The organism is Synechococcus elongatus PCC 11801, from assembly GCF_003846445.2.
Classification (GTDB): Bacteria; Cyanobacteriota; Cyanobacteriia; order Synechococcales; family Synechococcaceae; genus Synechococcus; species Synechococcus elongatus_A.
Map to the genome: position 1 here is coordinate 1,820,204 of NZ_CP030139.2, position 13,656 is coordinate 1,833,859.

General features: G+C 55.4%; 16 protein-coding genes. 5 read left to right on the forward strand and 11 right to left on the reverse strand.

Features of this window, described 5'->3' with window-relative positions; translation table 11 throughout:
• Positions 1 to 41: 41 nt before the first annotated feature.
• A complete protein-coding gene (gene purF / locus DOP62_RS08930; protein WP_208675492.1) occupies positions 42 to 1,523 on the forward strand; it encodes an amidophosphoribosyltransferase in 1,482 nt (493 codons plus the stop codon).
• Positions 1,524 to 1,556: 33 nt separating this feature from the next.
• Here the strand turns inward: purF and DOP62_RS08935 are convergent, their stop codons facing one another.
• From DOP62_RS08935 to DOP62_RS08950, 4 genes are all read right to left on the reverse strand, one after another.
• Positions 1,557 to 3,152, reverse strand: coding sequence for an NCS2 family permease (locus tag DOP62_RS08935; RefSeq protein ID WP_208675490.1), 1,596 nt, complete (start codon positions 3,150 to 3,152; stop codon positions 1,557 to 1,559).
• A gap of 72 nt (positions 3,153 to 3,224) precedes the next feature.
• A complete protein-coding gene (locus tag DOP62_RS08940; protein ID WP_208675488.1) occupies positions 3,225 to 3,638 on the reverse strand; it encodes a hypothetical protein in 414 nt (137 codons plus the stop codon).
• Positions 3,635 to 3,985, reverse strand: a complete 351-nt coding sequence (locus DOP62_RS08945; RefSeq protein ID WP_208675486.1) for a YtxH domain-containing protein — start codon at positions 3,983 to 3,985, stop codon at positions 3,635 to 3,637. The genes DOP62_RS08940 and DOP62_RS08945 overlap by 4 nt, the downstream gene beginning before the upstream one ends.
• Positions 3,982 to 4,392, reverse strand: a complete 411-nt coding sequence (locus DOP62_RS08950; RefSeq protein WP_238154281.1) for a hypothetical protein — start codon at positions 4,390 to 4,392, stop codon at positions 3,982 to 3,984. Before DOP62_RS08950 ends, DOP62_RS08945 begins: the two co-directional genes overlap by 4 nt.
• A 17-nt stretch (positions 4,393 to 4,409) precedes the next feature.
• On the opposite strand from DOP62_RS08950, the gene DOP62_RS08955 reads away from it, so the two are divergent.
• Positions 4,410 to 5,612 carry an argininosuccinate synthase gene (locus DOP62_RS08955; RefSeq protein ID WP_208675484.1) on the forward strand — a complete coding sequence of 401 codons (1,203 nt, stop codon included), beginning with the start codon at positions 4,410 to 4,412 and terminating at the stop codon, positions 5,610 to 5,612.
• Positions 5,613 to 5,722: 110 nt separating this feature from the next.
• Here the strand turns inward: DOP62_RS08955 and DOP62_RS08960 are convergent, their stop codons facing one another.
• The 3 genes from DOP62_RS08960 to rpsF form a co-directional block, all read right to left on the reverse strand.
• The gene (locus DOP62_RS08960) at positions 5,723 to 6,346 is read right to left on the reverse strand and encodes a DedA family protein (protein WP_208675482.1); all 624 of its coding nucleotides are present in this window, start codon (positions 6,344 to 6,346) and stop codon (positions 5,723 to 5,725) included.
• Between the two features lie 123 nt (positions 6,347 to 6,469).
• Positions 6,470 to 6,940, reverse strand: coding sequence for a hypothetical protein (locus DOP62_RS08965; RefSeq protein WP_208675480.1), 471 nt, complete (start codon positions 6,938 to 6,940; stop codon positions 6,470 to 6,472).
• A 166-nt stretch (positions 6,941 to 7,106) separates the two neighbouring features.
• On the reverse strand, positions 7,107 to 7,430 hold the full coding sequence (gene rpsF, locus DOP62_RS08970) for a 30S ribosomal protein S6 (RefSeq protein ID WP_208675478.1): 324 nt from the start codon (positions 7,428 to 7,430) through the stop codon (positions 7,107 to 7,109).
• A 365-nt stretch (positions 7,431 to 7,795) separates the two neighbouring features.
• Here rpsF and DOP62_RS08975 point away from each other — a divergent pair, with 365 nt between their 5' ends.
• On the forward strand, positions 7,796 to 8,503 hold the full coding sequence (locus DOP62_RS08975) for an XRE family transcriptional regulator (RefSeq protein ID WP_208675476.1): 708 nt from the start codon (positions 7,796 to 7,798) through the stop codon (positions 8,501 to 8,503).
• A 42-nt stretch (positions 8,504 to 8,545) separates the two neighbouring features.
• On the opposite strand, the gene DOP62_RS08980 is transcribed toward DOP62_RS08975, so the two are convergent.
• Both DOP62_RS08980 and DOP62_RS08985 read right to left on the reverse strand, forming a co-directional pair.
• Positions 8,546 to 8,890 carry a hypothetical protein gene (locus tag DOP62_RS08980; RefSeq protein WP_208675475.1) on the reverse strand — a complete coding sequence of 115 codons (345 nt, stop codon included), beginning with the start codon at positions 8,888 to 8,890 and terminating at the stop codon, positions 8,546 to 8,548.
• Between the two features lie 168 nt (positions 8,891 to 9,058).
• Positions 9,059 to 9,721 (reverse strand): Fe2+-dependent dioxygenase, encoded by a 663-nt coding sequence (locus tag DOP62_RS08985; RefSeq protein ID WP_208675474.1) that lies wholly within the window; start codon positions 9,719 to 9,721, stop codon positions 9,059 to 9,061.
• 176 nt (positions 9,722 to 9,897) lie between these two features.
• Here DOP62_RS08985 and DOP62_RS08990 point away from each other — a divergent pair, with 176 nt between their 5' ends.
• Complete coding sequence (locus DOP62_RS08990; RefSeq protein ID WP_208675473.1) at positions 9,898 to 10,146, forward strand: hypothetical protein; 249 nt, start codon at positions 9,898 to 9,900, stop codon at positions 10,144 to 10,146.
• A 97-nt stretch (positions 10,147 to 10,243) separates the two neighbouring features.
• Positions 10,244 to 10,834 (forward strand): hypothetical protein, encoded by a 591-nt coding sequence (locus DOP62_RS08995; RefSeq protein ID WP_208675472.1) that lies wholly within the window; start codon positions 10,244 to 10,246, stop codon positions 10,832 to 10,834.
• A gap of 19 nt (positions 10,835 to 10,853) precedes the next feature.
• Here the strand turns inward: DOP62_RS08995 and DOP62_RS09000 are convergent, their stop codons facing one another.
• Positions 10,854 to 11,417, reverse strand: a complete 564-nt coding sequence (locus DOP62_RS09000; protein ID WP_208675471.1) for a bifunctional 4-hydroxy-2-oxoglutarate aldolase/2-dehydro-3-deoxy-phosphogluconate aldolase — start codon at positions 11,415 to 11,417, stop codon at positions 10,854 to 10,856.
• Between the two features lie 12 nt (positions 11,418 to 11,429).
• Complete coding sequence (gene glyS / locus DOP62_RS09005) at positions 11,430 to 13,616, reverse strand: glycine--tRNA ligase subunit beta (protein WP_208675470.1); 2,187 nt, start codon at positions 13,614 to 13,616, stop codon at positions 11,430 to 11,432.
• Between the last annotated feature and the right edge of the window lie 40 nt (positions 13,617 to 13,656).

The following is a 13,656-nucleotide window of genomic DNA, read 5'->3' on the forward strand; positions in this document are numbered from 1 at the left end:
ACGCTGGCCATCTTTTTGCCAATCAGGAGCTCTGCAAGGGCATGATCCCGACTCAGCCGCTGACCACCGATCTGGATTGCGATTTGGGTCTGGAGCGACCTGACCGTCCTGAAGAAGCCTGTGGGGTGTTTGCCCTCTATGCGCCGGGCGAAGAAGTGGCGCGCATGGCCTATTTCGGGCTGTACGCGCTCCAGCACCGGGGCCAAGAGTCGGCAGGGATTGCCGTCTTCGAGGGCGATCGCGTCATGCTCCACAAGGATATGGGGCTGGTCTCCCAGGTATTTGATCCGGAGATTCTGCAACAACTGCAAGGTAGCCTCGCGGTGGGGCACACCCGCTACTCCACCACGGGATCGAGCCGTATTGCCAATGCTCAACCAGCGCTACTCGAAACCCGCCTCGGGCCCGTCGCACTGGCCCACAACGGCAACTTGGTCAACACCGTAGAGCTGCGCCAAGAACTGCTATCCAAGAACCATGAACTGACGACCACCACCGATTCGGAGCTGATTGCTTTCGCGATCGCGGAAGCGGTGGCTGAAGGTCAAGACTGGCGCGGGGCGATCGAGTCCGCCTGTCGCCGTAGTCAAGGGGCTTTTAGCCTCACGATTGGCACTCCTGAAGCGCTCTACGGCACCCGCGATCCCAATGGCATCCGGCCGTTGGTGCTGGGCACGCTAGAGAGCCAAGGGCACACCCGCTATGTGCTTTCGTCAGAAACCTGCGGCCTCGACATCATCGGTGCGGACTATGTGCGCGATATCGCACCGGGCGAAATGGTGCGGATTACGGAAGCTGGCCTGGAAAGCTGGACTTGGGCAGAGGCGCCGCAGCCGAAGCTCTGCGTCTTTGAGATGATCTACTTCGCGCGGCCCGATAGCCTCTTCCATGGCGAGTCGCTCTATAGCTATCGCCGCCGCATTGGCCAACGCTTAGCCAAGGAAGCTCCGGCGGATGTCGACCTCGTGCTGGGTGTACCTGACTCCGGCATTCCCGCTGCGATCGGTTTTTCTGAAGCGCTCGGCATTCCTTATGCCGAAGGGTTGATCAAGAACCGCTACGTGGGGCGGACGTTTATTCAGCCCACCCAATCGATGCGGGAAACGGGTATTCGCATGAAGCTCAATCCGCTCAAGGATGTCTTGGCGGGTAAGCGGATCGCCATCATCGATGATTCGATCGTGCGGGGAACCACGAGTCGCAAGCTCGTCAAAGCCTTGCGGGATGCTGGCGCGACGGAAGTGCACATGCGCATTTCCTCCCCACCGGTAACCCATCCCTGCTTCTACGGCATTGACACGGATACCCAAGACCAGCTGATTGCGGCGACGCGATCGGTCAGTGAAATTACTGAGCAGATTGGTGTTGATTCTCTGGCTTACCTGACCGAACAGGGGATGTTGGAAGCAACCCAAGAGAGCATCGGTAACTTCTGCACCGCTTGCTTTAACGGTCGCTACCCGATCGCGATTCCAGAAGAGATCAAGCGATCGAAGCTGATGCTGGAAACCGTAACGGCCTAAGCCGATTACGGATATCTACAGGCGATCGCAGGTTTACTCTTTGAGTTCTTTCTGCGATCGCTGGTTTTGCCATGCGGCGTAAAAGAGCAACAGACTCAGCAGCACATAACCGATCGCCCATTCGCTGCCTGCACCCCAACCCAGCTGAATTACCGTGTCTGAGGCGATCCATTCGTAACTGTGAATCAGGCCGATCCAGCTCAGCAGGGCAGCAATCAAGCTACAGAGGGCAGCCCAGCCAAACTGACGTTCGATGATGTAGACCGTCATGGCTGCCAGCAACATGGCTGAGAAAATTTGCCCTTGTTCCAAGGCCAAGACTCCTGACAGGTAGAGGTCTTGGCGCTGAAACGGTTCGATCAAAGCAGCGCTAAAGGGTTTGTCCGCTGTACCTAAACCAGCAATGCGGAGACTCGTTTTAATCGTCTGAGCGCCCCAGGCGGCAATGCCGGGCATCAGCCCGACCACGACGGCGGGTGCATGGGCGATCGGCGTCGTCTGAAAACTTTGGGCACTGATCACAATGCCAATCCAGAGCACGATCGCCATGCCTGCATCGATCGGAATGAAGTAGGAAAGCAGGCCAATGGTACCGGTCAGGCAAATTACGCCCATGACCAAGCCATTCAGCCAGGAATAACCCACCTTGGCGCCTAAGGCTTTCCAGCCGGGATGACCGATGTAGATCGTGGTTGGGAAACAGGAGCCGCAGACTGCAGCCACTAACGTTCCGATGCCATTGGCAGCGAGACAGGGTTTGGTGGGATAGCGATCGCCCGCTGCTTCAGCACTTTCGAGGTTTTGCAGACTGCCGACCAAGTTGAACAGACCCATCGGCAGAATCACGCTCAGCTGCGAGAGCAAAATTGATCGCGATTCCCAAATTGCTGAGAGGTGCAGGCTGGGACCGTGCCAGCCAATCGGTTCCAACGCCAGGCCAAAGCTGTTGCTATCCCAGCGGGAAAGACCGGTGATCCAAGCCAAAGCAGTACCGAGAAGAACCGCGAGAAGGCCGCCCGGAATTGGGAATTTCATTCGACCAAAGTAGGTCAGCAAAATCACACCGAAGGGCACTAATCCCACGATCGGATGGGCGTAGGTCCGGAACAAAAAGCCCAGGGCAATAAAGGTGATTGCAATCCCGGCTAAGGTCGAAAGCAACGCAGCTCGCGGCAGCCAGCGTCGCAGCGGATCGCTCACCCAAGCGCCGAATAACTCAATCACCCCGGAGCCTAGGCAGGCGACTAATCCTGCGGACCAAGAGGCTTCGATAGCGGCCTCCTCTGAGAACCCCTGACTCAAGGCGGTGAGCTTGACCGGCAGCATCACCAAGAAGACGTAGGCAAACAGACTGACGGTGTTGATGCCGTAGGGAATCGCTGTGCGATCGCTTCTGTCTTCCTGCTCATCCAATCGGTAGGCCAGCCAGCTGTAGTAGACGTTGCCGACGATTAAGCTGAGAGCGATCGCGGGCAAAATCCGCTCGTAGACCAAGCTAGGCGGGTAGCCCAACAGGCCTTGGCACAGCCCAAGGATCAGCAGGATTTGAATCAGGTTATCGAGAGCAAGACCGAGAAAACCATCCAAGTCTTGTCCGACAAACCAGCGAGGGCGATCGCGACTGATCATCAGGAGTGAGGGCGCAACGACAAATACTGCCGCTCATTTTGCTGGCAAGTGCTGAGAACTGCAGCGTCTGCGCTAGCAATCTTCTAAATCTGGTGCAGAACTGGAGCGATTGTTGGTAGAGGGCTGTGAGGCGTGGAGCGATCGCCAGGCGGCTTTGACCCCTGCCGTTAAACTGCGAGTCGTGCGCTGAGCGTTAGTTGCTTGCTCCCGCACGCCCTGTAGCCCCGCGTCGAGTTGCTTGACCACGGAACCGGCACTGCGGACGCTTTCACTCATCTCATCCGTCAGTTCACTGACTTCTAAGCCCGTCAGCCGCATGGCTTCCAGCGTCGGCGGCAGTTCCCGAGCGAGCATATCCAACAGCCGCTGGGCACTCCGCGCTGTCCGCGCTAGTTCTTGCACGGCTGGAACTGCCACCCAGAGCAGCACCGACAGGCTAGCAGCGACGAATAGGAAGGAAATCCCCAGCCAAAAAATGGGCGTCATGAGGCCGACTGGTCGGGGCTAGAGGACTCACGCTCACTGACGGATTCCACCGCGATTGTCGTGGTTTGCCATTCCTGTTTGGCTGCTGCCACACCCGATCGCCAAGCCTGTTGGAGACGACCGCGCACAGTGCCCCAGCGATCGCCGGCTACAACTCCCAGCCGTTCCGCTTGTTCCTGTACCTTTTCTGCAACCTCAGCGGTGACCTCGGGCAGATGCTCTAAGGATTGCTGCAGAACAACGCGAGTCTCTTTGCCGCGCCGAGGAGCCGTCAGGAGCGCCGCGATCGCCCCAGCAGTTGCCCCCAGCAACACACCACTCCAAAACTTGTCGCGCGAAGAGGTCATTGGGCTGCCCGAGACTTTTTCGGTGGGGTGAACAGAGGAACCCACGGCTGCACGAGTCCCAGAAATTTCAGCAATAGTTGCCACTGCTGCCACAGTTGCCGCAGCCGTAGATATTGCCAACGACTTTGACTCACCTGATCCGCCGCCTGCTGTAAATCAGCCGGAGCTGCAGCCAGCACCGTACTGACCTGCCGATTGACCTGCCGCAGCTCTCGCCGCCACTGGCGCAGATTGCCGCGCAGACGCCAGACCTTGCCAGCCGCCCACAACAGCACCAGCGCCAGAATTCCGTTTGCGATCGCGATCGCCCAAGTCAGCACAGCCGAAGGCTCAAAAATGCTCCCTGCAATGATAGCGACCTTCTTCTGAGACCGCAGGCAAACTGCGATAATAAAAGGCTGTTTCAACAGCGGAGTGGATTGTCATGGGTCGCGCCAAGCGGGTGGTTCTGGCCTATTCAGGAGGCGTCGATACCTCGGTCTGTATTCCCTACCTCAAGCAAGAGTGGGGCGTCGAAGAGGTGATTACGCTGGCCGCTGACCTTGGTCAAGGCGATGAACTCGGACCGATCCGCCAGAAAGCCCTAGACTCGGGTGCAGTGGAATCGCTAGTGGTGGATGCTACCGCTGAGTTTGTCCGCGACTACGCTTTCCCAGCGATCCAAGCCAACTCCCTCTACGAAGGTCGCTATCCGCTCTCGACCGCGTTGGCCCGGCCGCTGATTGCCAAGCTCTTGGTGGAAGCGGCAGCGAAATATGGTGCTGACGCCGTTGCTCACGGTTGCACCGGTAAAGGCAATGACCAAGTGCGATTTGATGTCTCGATCGCCGCGCTCAATCCTGACCTGAAAGTGCTGGCACCGGCACGGGAATGGGGCATGAGCCGCGAGGAAACGATCGCCTACGGTGAGCGCTTCGGTATTCCGGCTCCCGTCAAAAAATCCTCGCCCTACAGCATCGATCGCAATCTCTTGGGTCGCAGCATCGAAGCTGGCCCACTCGAAGATCCGCTGCATGAGCCGCTGGAGGAGGTCTACGCCCTCACAAAAGCGATCGCCAATACTCCCGATGAACCGGCCTACATTGAGCTGGGCTTTGAGAAAGGGCTGCCAGTCACATTAAATGGACAAGCGCTGGAGCCCGTCGCGCTGATTCAGCAACTGAATGCGATCGCCGGTGAGCATGGCATTGGCCGGATCGACATGATCGAAAATCGCTTGGTCGGGATCAAGTCGCGGGAAATCTACGAAACCCCAGCTCTCTTGGTGCTGATTCAAGCCCACCAAGATCTGGAAAGCCTTGTCCTCACTGCCGATGTCAGCCAGTACAAACGCAGCATCGAAAACAGCTGGTCCAACTTGGTCTACAACGGCCTCTGGTACAGCCCGCTGAAAGCAGCACTGGATGCCTTCATTCAGCAAACGCAAGCCCGCGTCACCGGCACCGTTCGCCTCCGCCTGTTCAAAGGCAATTCCACTGTTGTGGGTCGCAGCTCCGAGCTGTCGCTCTACAGCCCCGACATGGCCACCTACGGTGCTGAAGATCGCTTCGACCACAAGGCAGCAGAAGGCTTCATTTACGTTTGGGGCATGCCGACTCGCATCTGGTCGCAAACCCAGAACCGCTAGGGCCAAGTCTTAACGCTTGACTAAATCGCGAGGGCTGAGAGCTAAGAAGCATCAGCCCCTTTTTTATTGCAAAAGTTCCCGAGAAGTGGTGCACCACCAGCGATCGCAACCTACAGCGAAGCGCGTTCCTGCCGTCGATGCAGCCACACTTGAGCGATGACGACAAGGGCCACGATCCCAAGCGCGAACAGCCCCAGTTGGGCGAGCCAGTGCATGATTTGTTCGAGCGGTACCACCTGTCCTAGGAAGTAGGCCAAACCGACCGTAATGCCGCCCCACAACACGGCTCCCATGGCGTTGTAGAGCAAAAACTTCTGATAGGGCATGCCAGCGATACCTGCAAGCGGCCCCGCAAAAATCCGCAGCAAGGCAATGAAGCGACCAAGAAAAACGGCTTGAGGGGCATTGCGACTGAAGCGATCGCGCACCGAGATCAGCTGCCCTTCGCTAAAGCGAAACCATTGGCCCATGCGATGCAACAGTGGCCAGCCGCCCCAGCGCCCTAGCCAGTAGCCACAACTGTCGCCGAGAATGGCACCGCCGATCGCGCAGGCTAAAACGCCGGACAGTCTGAGTTCTCCACTGCCTGCCAAAAAGCCTCCCACGACGGTGATTGTTTCACCGGGGAGTGGAATGCCCGCATTTTCTAGCAAGATCCCCAGAAAAACAGTCACATAACCGAAGCGGTGGGCTAGGTCTTGGACCGTTTCTAAGGAGAGCAATTCCAAGGGCATGGACACATCTGCGATCGCATGGCCTAGATCGTAGCGGACATAACAAATTTGCGGGGATCAATGGGATCCGAAATTTTGCCCAATGCCGAGCATCGGAGCGTTCACGATCCAAGCTGTGATGGCCTACGGCTGAGCTGAATAGTCTGAAACGTAATGCCGGAGCGGGAGCTGAACAGGTTGGCGAACGGGGGCTTCGGGCAGCAGTGGTGCTTCGGAATGTAGATGTGCTTGCAACCGCTGATTTTCTGCCTCTAAAAACTGAAGACGAGCCTGAAGCGGTTCCAGTCGCTCTTCAAATTTACGTTGGTAAATCTGGGGCAGTTGTAGCAGTTGATGTTCCAACTGTTGATTGCGGGCTTTGAGAGCTAGGTATTCCTGTTGCAAATGCTCTGTGCTGGTTTCGACTCGTTCAGGTTCACTGATTGGGACTGCCTCAGCTGCGGTTGCTTCAGGAGGCATCGCCTGACGATCGAGTTCCGTGTAGAGTTGGCGGGACAACTGCTGAATCAGTTGGTCGCGGAGCAAAATTTCTTCTTGGAGACGCTGCAGTTCGGCGTAGAGCTTCTCTGGTGGGGGTTCAGGGAATCGAGACATCGCAGCGATCGCCACTCCAACGGTCGAAGACGGCTGAAATTGTTGACCACTCTAGCACCTCGATCGAGGGGTCCCCAGAGGAGTCAGCCGACAAAAAAGCCTACTGTTATCAGTAGGCTCTGAGCTTCATACCAAACGTAAAGGTTCTATCAATTGTGGATGTCGACTAGGCTTCGACAGCAACCGGAGCCGGCGGACGGACTTCTTGTTTCACGGTCAGGAACCGCAAGACATCTTCACTTAACCGCAGAGCACGCTCTAGAGGCGCGATTTGTGAACCGTCACCGGTGTAGTTGATTTGGACGTAAATGCCTTCGCGCTGTTTATTAATCAGATACGCAAGGCGACGCTTACCGCGGTGTTGCGTATCCAAAACTTCTGCGCCCGCTTCGGTGAGCAGCGTTTGGTATTTGGCGATCGCTTGCTCAACCTGTTCCTCCGTCAGGTCTGCCCGGAGGATGTACATGGTCTCGTAGTAGAAGTCCTTCATCAGAACTAGTCCTTGTGGTCATGGGGCTCCAAATCTTCAGCCCATGGGTTGGGGTGAGTTTGAAGCAAGGATCTTTTAGCGTACCGAAAAATGGGGCTCTGCGATCGCCATGGTCGATAGTTCTGGGGGTACGGTTCCAGCGATCGCCTAGCGCCAGCCTTCTTGGAGGCCTAACAAAAGAGGGGTGAGCTGAAATCTAAAGGAAATATAAAGATATTTGCTGTCCAAACTGATCAGCTCACTGTTCAACCTGCCGCAAGTCCATGGGAGACTCCCGAGAATCGCATAGATGATTTAATGTGTACCTTCTTTTCCACTAACTACTATTGGAATTAAAGGACACTTAAAACTTAGGAATCAATCTCATGTCTGCCAACGCGTTGGATACTAAAGGCCAGCAGAGAGCTTTACGTCTTTCTAGTCTGCTCCAAGAGATTCGTGCCAACTTGGTTGGTCGCGCTCTACCGGCTCGAGCTGAAGTTCTAGTGCATGAAAGCTTATCGAAACGAAAGCTTTCTCGTTTACTAGGTGTTTCAGCCACGCTGATTAATAAATATGAGGGTAGCGAAATTGATCCTTGGGATATTCGCTGGAGTTTAATGCGCCGAATTTCTCGACTAGCAAATTTATCGCTTGAACAATTAGATGCTGTCCTGAGTGGTGAGGCAACAGCAGATGGTTTAGGCCAGCCAATTGATCAAGATCCTCACGATGTTTTGCTAGCACTGCGCCAACTAATTGAACAACTTGAAGTCCATATTCAAGCGAGGGATACGAGTGCAGAAGCAAACACCCCTGTTCCCTGGTTTGGGCGTTACTTGCGGACGCTGCTAGCTGATCAGGCCCAAGAATCGGGACAGAAGCTGGAAACGGTGATTCAGGCATTTATTCAAGCTTTGCCCAGTGTGGCGCCAGAGGATGCTCAAGCACTTCAAGCGGTCTTAGAGAGTAAGTCAGAGTTCACACGCCAGCAAATTCAAGAAAACTGTGCAGCGATCGCGACAGCATTGAGTGCAGTGATTGAAGTCCCTGTCACTCCTAGTCAGTTGCTAGCTATGCTTCCCGATCAATAACAGTTGCGATCGCCTTGTAGTGGTTGGTGTAAGAGATTGAATTCAGAGGATATGACGGCTACTGCTATACATCAACTTCAATCCTCCAACCATTGCAGCGGTCGCGATCAAAAATTGCACTAAGCTTACGGGTGAAACGATAATACTGGTGTTATAAAAAATTAGAATTACTCCCACAACCATAATTCCCCAGCCAATATTGCTGAGTTTTCCGGGTATAAAGACTAGCGCTAGAATGCCTGCTAAAAAGATAAGGACGGGAGTTGAAGCGGGAAATCCACCCCAATCGAAGCTTGAGCTTTTAGTTGTAAAAAAGATACTCTGACCTACTTGATAGATGCCGTAAATAACCAAGCCAATTCCTGCGAAGAGTTTCAAGAGCTCCATAACAATCCTGCTCAGGCTCAATTGTCAACTAGGACAGACATAGTCTGAAGTATAGTGGAACCCCTAGGCTGTTTTGGCTGACTTTAGATTGCTGCGCTGAGGTCAGAATCTGGTGCGATTGCTCATTAGGGCGCTACTGCTGCGATCGCACTCAAGAAGCTGCAAGAACTACTCCAACCAGCGGCGTAAAAGATTGGCGTAAGTTTTGGACAGTAAGTCAAACTCGATGCTTTTGCCCTCGCGGGCAAAGAGCGATCGCCGAGCGGTGTCTAGGTCAAACAAAAGTTCCCGCTTTGCAGGATCACGAATCCAGCTTTGCACCCAGCCCACACAAGCCAATCGATAGCCCTGCTCGACAGGCTCAACTCGGTGCAGGGTTGAAGATGGATAGAGCAATAGGGATCCAGCTGGTAAGCGAAAGGACTGCTCATCGCAGGCCCCTTCAATCACCAATGCTCCCCCGCTGTAGCTGTCGGGGGCACTCAAAAAGAGGGTGAAGGATAGATCAGCGCGATCGCCACTTCCCATCAAGGCATTGTCCACGTGGCGACCATACTCCATGCCGGGTTCATAGCGACTGAACAGGAGGCTATGAATGCGCTGAGGATAGGCAGCAGCTTCAAATAGGGCATTGTTGCCTAGAGCTGTAAGCACAGTTTCTTGCGACTTTTTCGCTAAATTACTAGTCCGTGAGAGCTGTTGATTCTGCTTGACTAGCCGCGCATGCCAACCCGCTGTTGTACGGCCATCCACAAACGGAGCGGTTGCTAACTGGCTTTGAATTAGCTTGATCTGATCGGTATCTAACAGAGATTCAATCGTGATGATCACGGGTTGAGCAAGAAATAGAGGCGATCGCAATCATAGCGATCGCTGCCTTGACAGCAGCCCTAGTTACAAGCGATCGCCAGTCCTGCGTGATCCTGAGTTAGCGGATCATCCGAAGAGTTTGATCGGAAGGATGAGATAATCTTTAATGAAAAATTCTCTTAATAAAGAGGCCCCAAGTGCGCTTGAAACCTGTTGAGCTGTTCCTGACCCTTGGGCTAGCGACAGCCACAGTTGCCTGTGGTCAGCAAGCTTCTGAGCCAACGCCCCCAACTGCACCCGAAGTAGCACCAACCACGCCTGCGAACCCAGCAACCCCTTCAGCTCCTAATGATGACGAGGGTGGAGACAACGGTGATGATGAGTCTCGCCCTGATAATCAACCATCCAATGAGGGGGGAGAAGGAGGAGAGGGTGGCGAGGGCTAGGTGAGTCGTCGCTATCAGCAAGATGAGAAGGGCTGGCTACAATAGCGCCGAGCGGTCTGCTCAAATTGCCCGTCAGCCCTCGATCCATGGGGACTCCATGTCGTCCGGCCTTAAGATTTCTCCTCAGCTACGTCGCAAAATCGATCGCGAGCTGGATCTGCGCGAGGAAATTCTCTGGATTGGGCAACCAGAACCCAGTTTGATGATCTTGACTGGCGGTACCCTCGCGATCGCACTATTTGCAGTGCCGTGGACTGCCTTCTCGGTGTTTTGGATGTGGGCAGCGCTCGGTTTCCAAGTGCCGGATCTTAGCCGGGGCTTTCAGCCGCAGTACCTGTTTGCAATGTTTGGCCTGCCCTTTGTTCTCATCGGCATTGGCATGCTGCTCAGTCCTTTTTGGAGTTGGCGACAGGCTTTTCAAACGGTCTACATCATTACTAATCAGCGAGCGATTACCTTTGAAGGCGCTGGCAAGACCGTAATTCGTAGCTACTATCCCCAGCAGTTCAACAATCTCTACCGCAAGGAAGGCAACAACGGTATTGGGGATGTGATTATTGCAGCGGAAACTACCCGAGATAGTGACGGCGATCGCCAACGGCGGGAATTAGGGTTCTTCAATATCCGTGATCCAAAGGAAGTCGAAATCATCCTCAAAAAGCTCGCACAGGAAAAACATTCAATCTGACTTGAAGAACCGATATCAATCAGGTCGCTGCGAAGAGTTGGGAGCCGAGACCGACTGCGATCGCGCCAGCATCGAGATAACTCTGAACGGCATCGGGGTGAATACCGCCGCAGGCAAATAACTTGGGATGACCCAAAGGTTGTTGCAGCGATCGCACGTAGGCAGGGCCGCCAGTACTGCTAGCCGGGAAGAGCTTCACAACGGCGGCACCGGCTGCCTGAGCCGTCATAATTTCGGTCGGGGTGAGTGCGCCGGGTAGAAACGGTAAGTCCTTCGCTTGGGCACGTTCCAAGAGCGGCAGTGACAAGATCGGGCTGACGCCAAACATCGCTCCAGCCGCGATCGCTTCCTCTAAATCAGTCAGACTCAGAAGGCTTCCGGCACCCCAGCAACAATCGGGATATTTTTCCCGCAACTGAGATAGCAATTCCGCGGGGCGATCGCTGGTCCAAGTGACTTCTAGCCAACGCAAACCTCGGGCGATCGCGGCCTCTGCCATCGCTAGCCCCTTCCCTAGATTCGGCGATCGCAAGACAGCAACAACCTGCGCTTGTTGAAGCTCAGTCACCCAATCCGGTGTCATTGGCGATCGCAGCTATTCACCTTTGACGATCGCTCCAAAATCAGCCAGGACGCGGGCTTGATTGCGCAGCAGACCCAAGAGGTTGAGGCGGTTGCGCTGAATAGCGGAATCGGGATCCATCACCAGCACACTAGTTTCGCCATCAAAGAAAGATTGGACTGCAGGTGCGGCAGTCAGTAAGCCATCCACTAAAGGTTCATAGGCTTGGCTGGCTTGGGCAGCGGTTGCCAAAGGCTGCAAAATCGTCAGAGCAGACAGGAACGCAGCTTCGCTGGGTTGTTTGAATAGCGCTGCTTCGACGAGGCCAGTCGGGTCGAGAGTCGCGGTGTCGAGATCGCCTTTGCTGGCTAGGCGAGTGGCGCGATTGACTGTCTCATACAGCGTGGCCAAACGACCGTCTTGCCGCAGGGTTTGCAGCAGTTTTGCCCGATTTAGCACATCCAAGGGATCCGCGATCGCCCGTTGCAGATAGCTGGCATCGTTGTCACCCAGCACCGCATTCACAAGGTCGTAATCAATACCCTGCTCGTCTTGGAGCAAGGTGCGCAGCCGCTGACCGAAGAAGTCAGTCAACTGCTGAATGAGGGTTTCGGCGCTACCCGCCAGTTTCGGGAAAGCATGGTGGAAATCAGCGGCGATGCCCTGAATGAGAGCCGTCAAATCAAGACGGAGTTGTCCATCCCAAAGGATATTGAGGACGCCATTCGCAGCACGGCGCAGGGCAAAGGGATCGGAAGAACCGCTGGGCAACAGTCCCAAGCCGAAGATACAGACCAAGGTGTCGAGGCGATCGGCCAAGGCAACCATGCGCCCCGTTAGGGTTTGCGGCAGCTGATCGCCAGCCCCTTTAGGTAGATAGTGCTCGCGAATTGCCGTGGCGACGGCATCCGGTTCCTGACTGACGCGGGCGTATTTTTCGCCCATCACGCCCTGCAGTTCCGGAAATTCGTAGACCATTTGGCTGACGAGGTCAGCTTTGCAGAGCTGAGCAGCCCGCGAAACCAGTAGGCGATCGCTGGAGTGAATTCCCAGTTGATCGCAGAGTCGGTGAGCGATCGCGCCAATCCGATCGACTTTGCCGCGCACCGAACCCAATTGCTCTTGGAAGGTGACGGCTTCGAGCTGACTGAGGAAACTCTCCAGCGGCTGCTTGCTGTCGGTGCGATAGAAATACTCACCATCAGCCAATCGTGCCCGAATCACGCGGGCATTGCCAGCGGCGATCGTCTCGCTAGCCGCAGGATCGCCATTAGAAATGGTGACGAAACAGGGCAGCAGTTCCGATCGCGCATCGATGGCGGCGGGATCGCGCTGAGCCGTGGCTTGGTAAATCGGGAAATAGCGCTGGTGACTGGTCATCACCATCGTCGAAACTTCCGCTGGCAGGTTGAGAAAGCGCTCTTCAAACTGACCCAAGACGGCGGTTGGCCATTCGGTCAGATGCACTACTTCTGCTAGTAATTCTTCGGGCAGTTCGGCTTGTCCCCCAACCTTGGCCGCGATCGCTGCCGTTTGGTCTTCAATCTTGGCCTGCCGCTGAGCTGGATCGACAAGGACACTGGCTGCTTCCAAGGCGGCGACATAGTCACTAGCCCGGGCGATCGTCACAGCTTCGGGATGGAGGACTCGGTGACCGCGCGAGAGGCGATCGCTCTGCACGGTACTGCCGCCGCTGGTCAGTTCCAAGGGCAGAACTTGATCGTCAATCAGAGCAACCAGCCAGCGAATCGGACGCGAAAAGCGCAGCTCGCCATCACCCCAGCGCATGAAGCGCTTACCTTCGAGGTCTTGGATCCAACTGGGGACAAGTGCTTGGAGTACGTCTGCTAGAGGTTGACCCTGCTCTCGCTTTTGCACAAAGACAAAGGCGCCTTTGTCCGTTTCCCGCACGGTGAAGTCGCTGACATCGACCCCTTGCTTGCGAGCAAACCCGATCGCGGCTGGTGTCGGTTCGCCATCTTTAAAGGCAGCGCTGGCTGGTGGCCCTTTCACTTCTTCTTCGCGATCGGGCTGGCGATCGGGCAACCCCTCGATCAGCACCGCTAGACGGCGCGGGGTTCCGTAGACTGAAATTTGGGTGGCCGTCAGCTGGGCTTCTGCCAAGCGAGTCGGCAGCCAGTTCTGCCATTGCGCGATCGCAGCGGCTACAAAAGAAGCAGGGAGTTCTTCGGTTCCGACTTCCAGTAGAAAGGCCGGCATAAAGCAGCAATAGCGCGAACAGACAACCTCATCAGTCTAC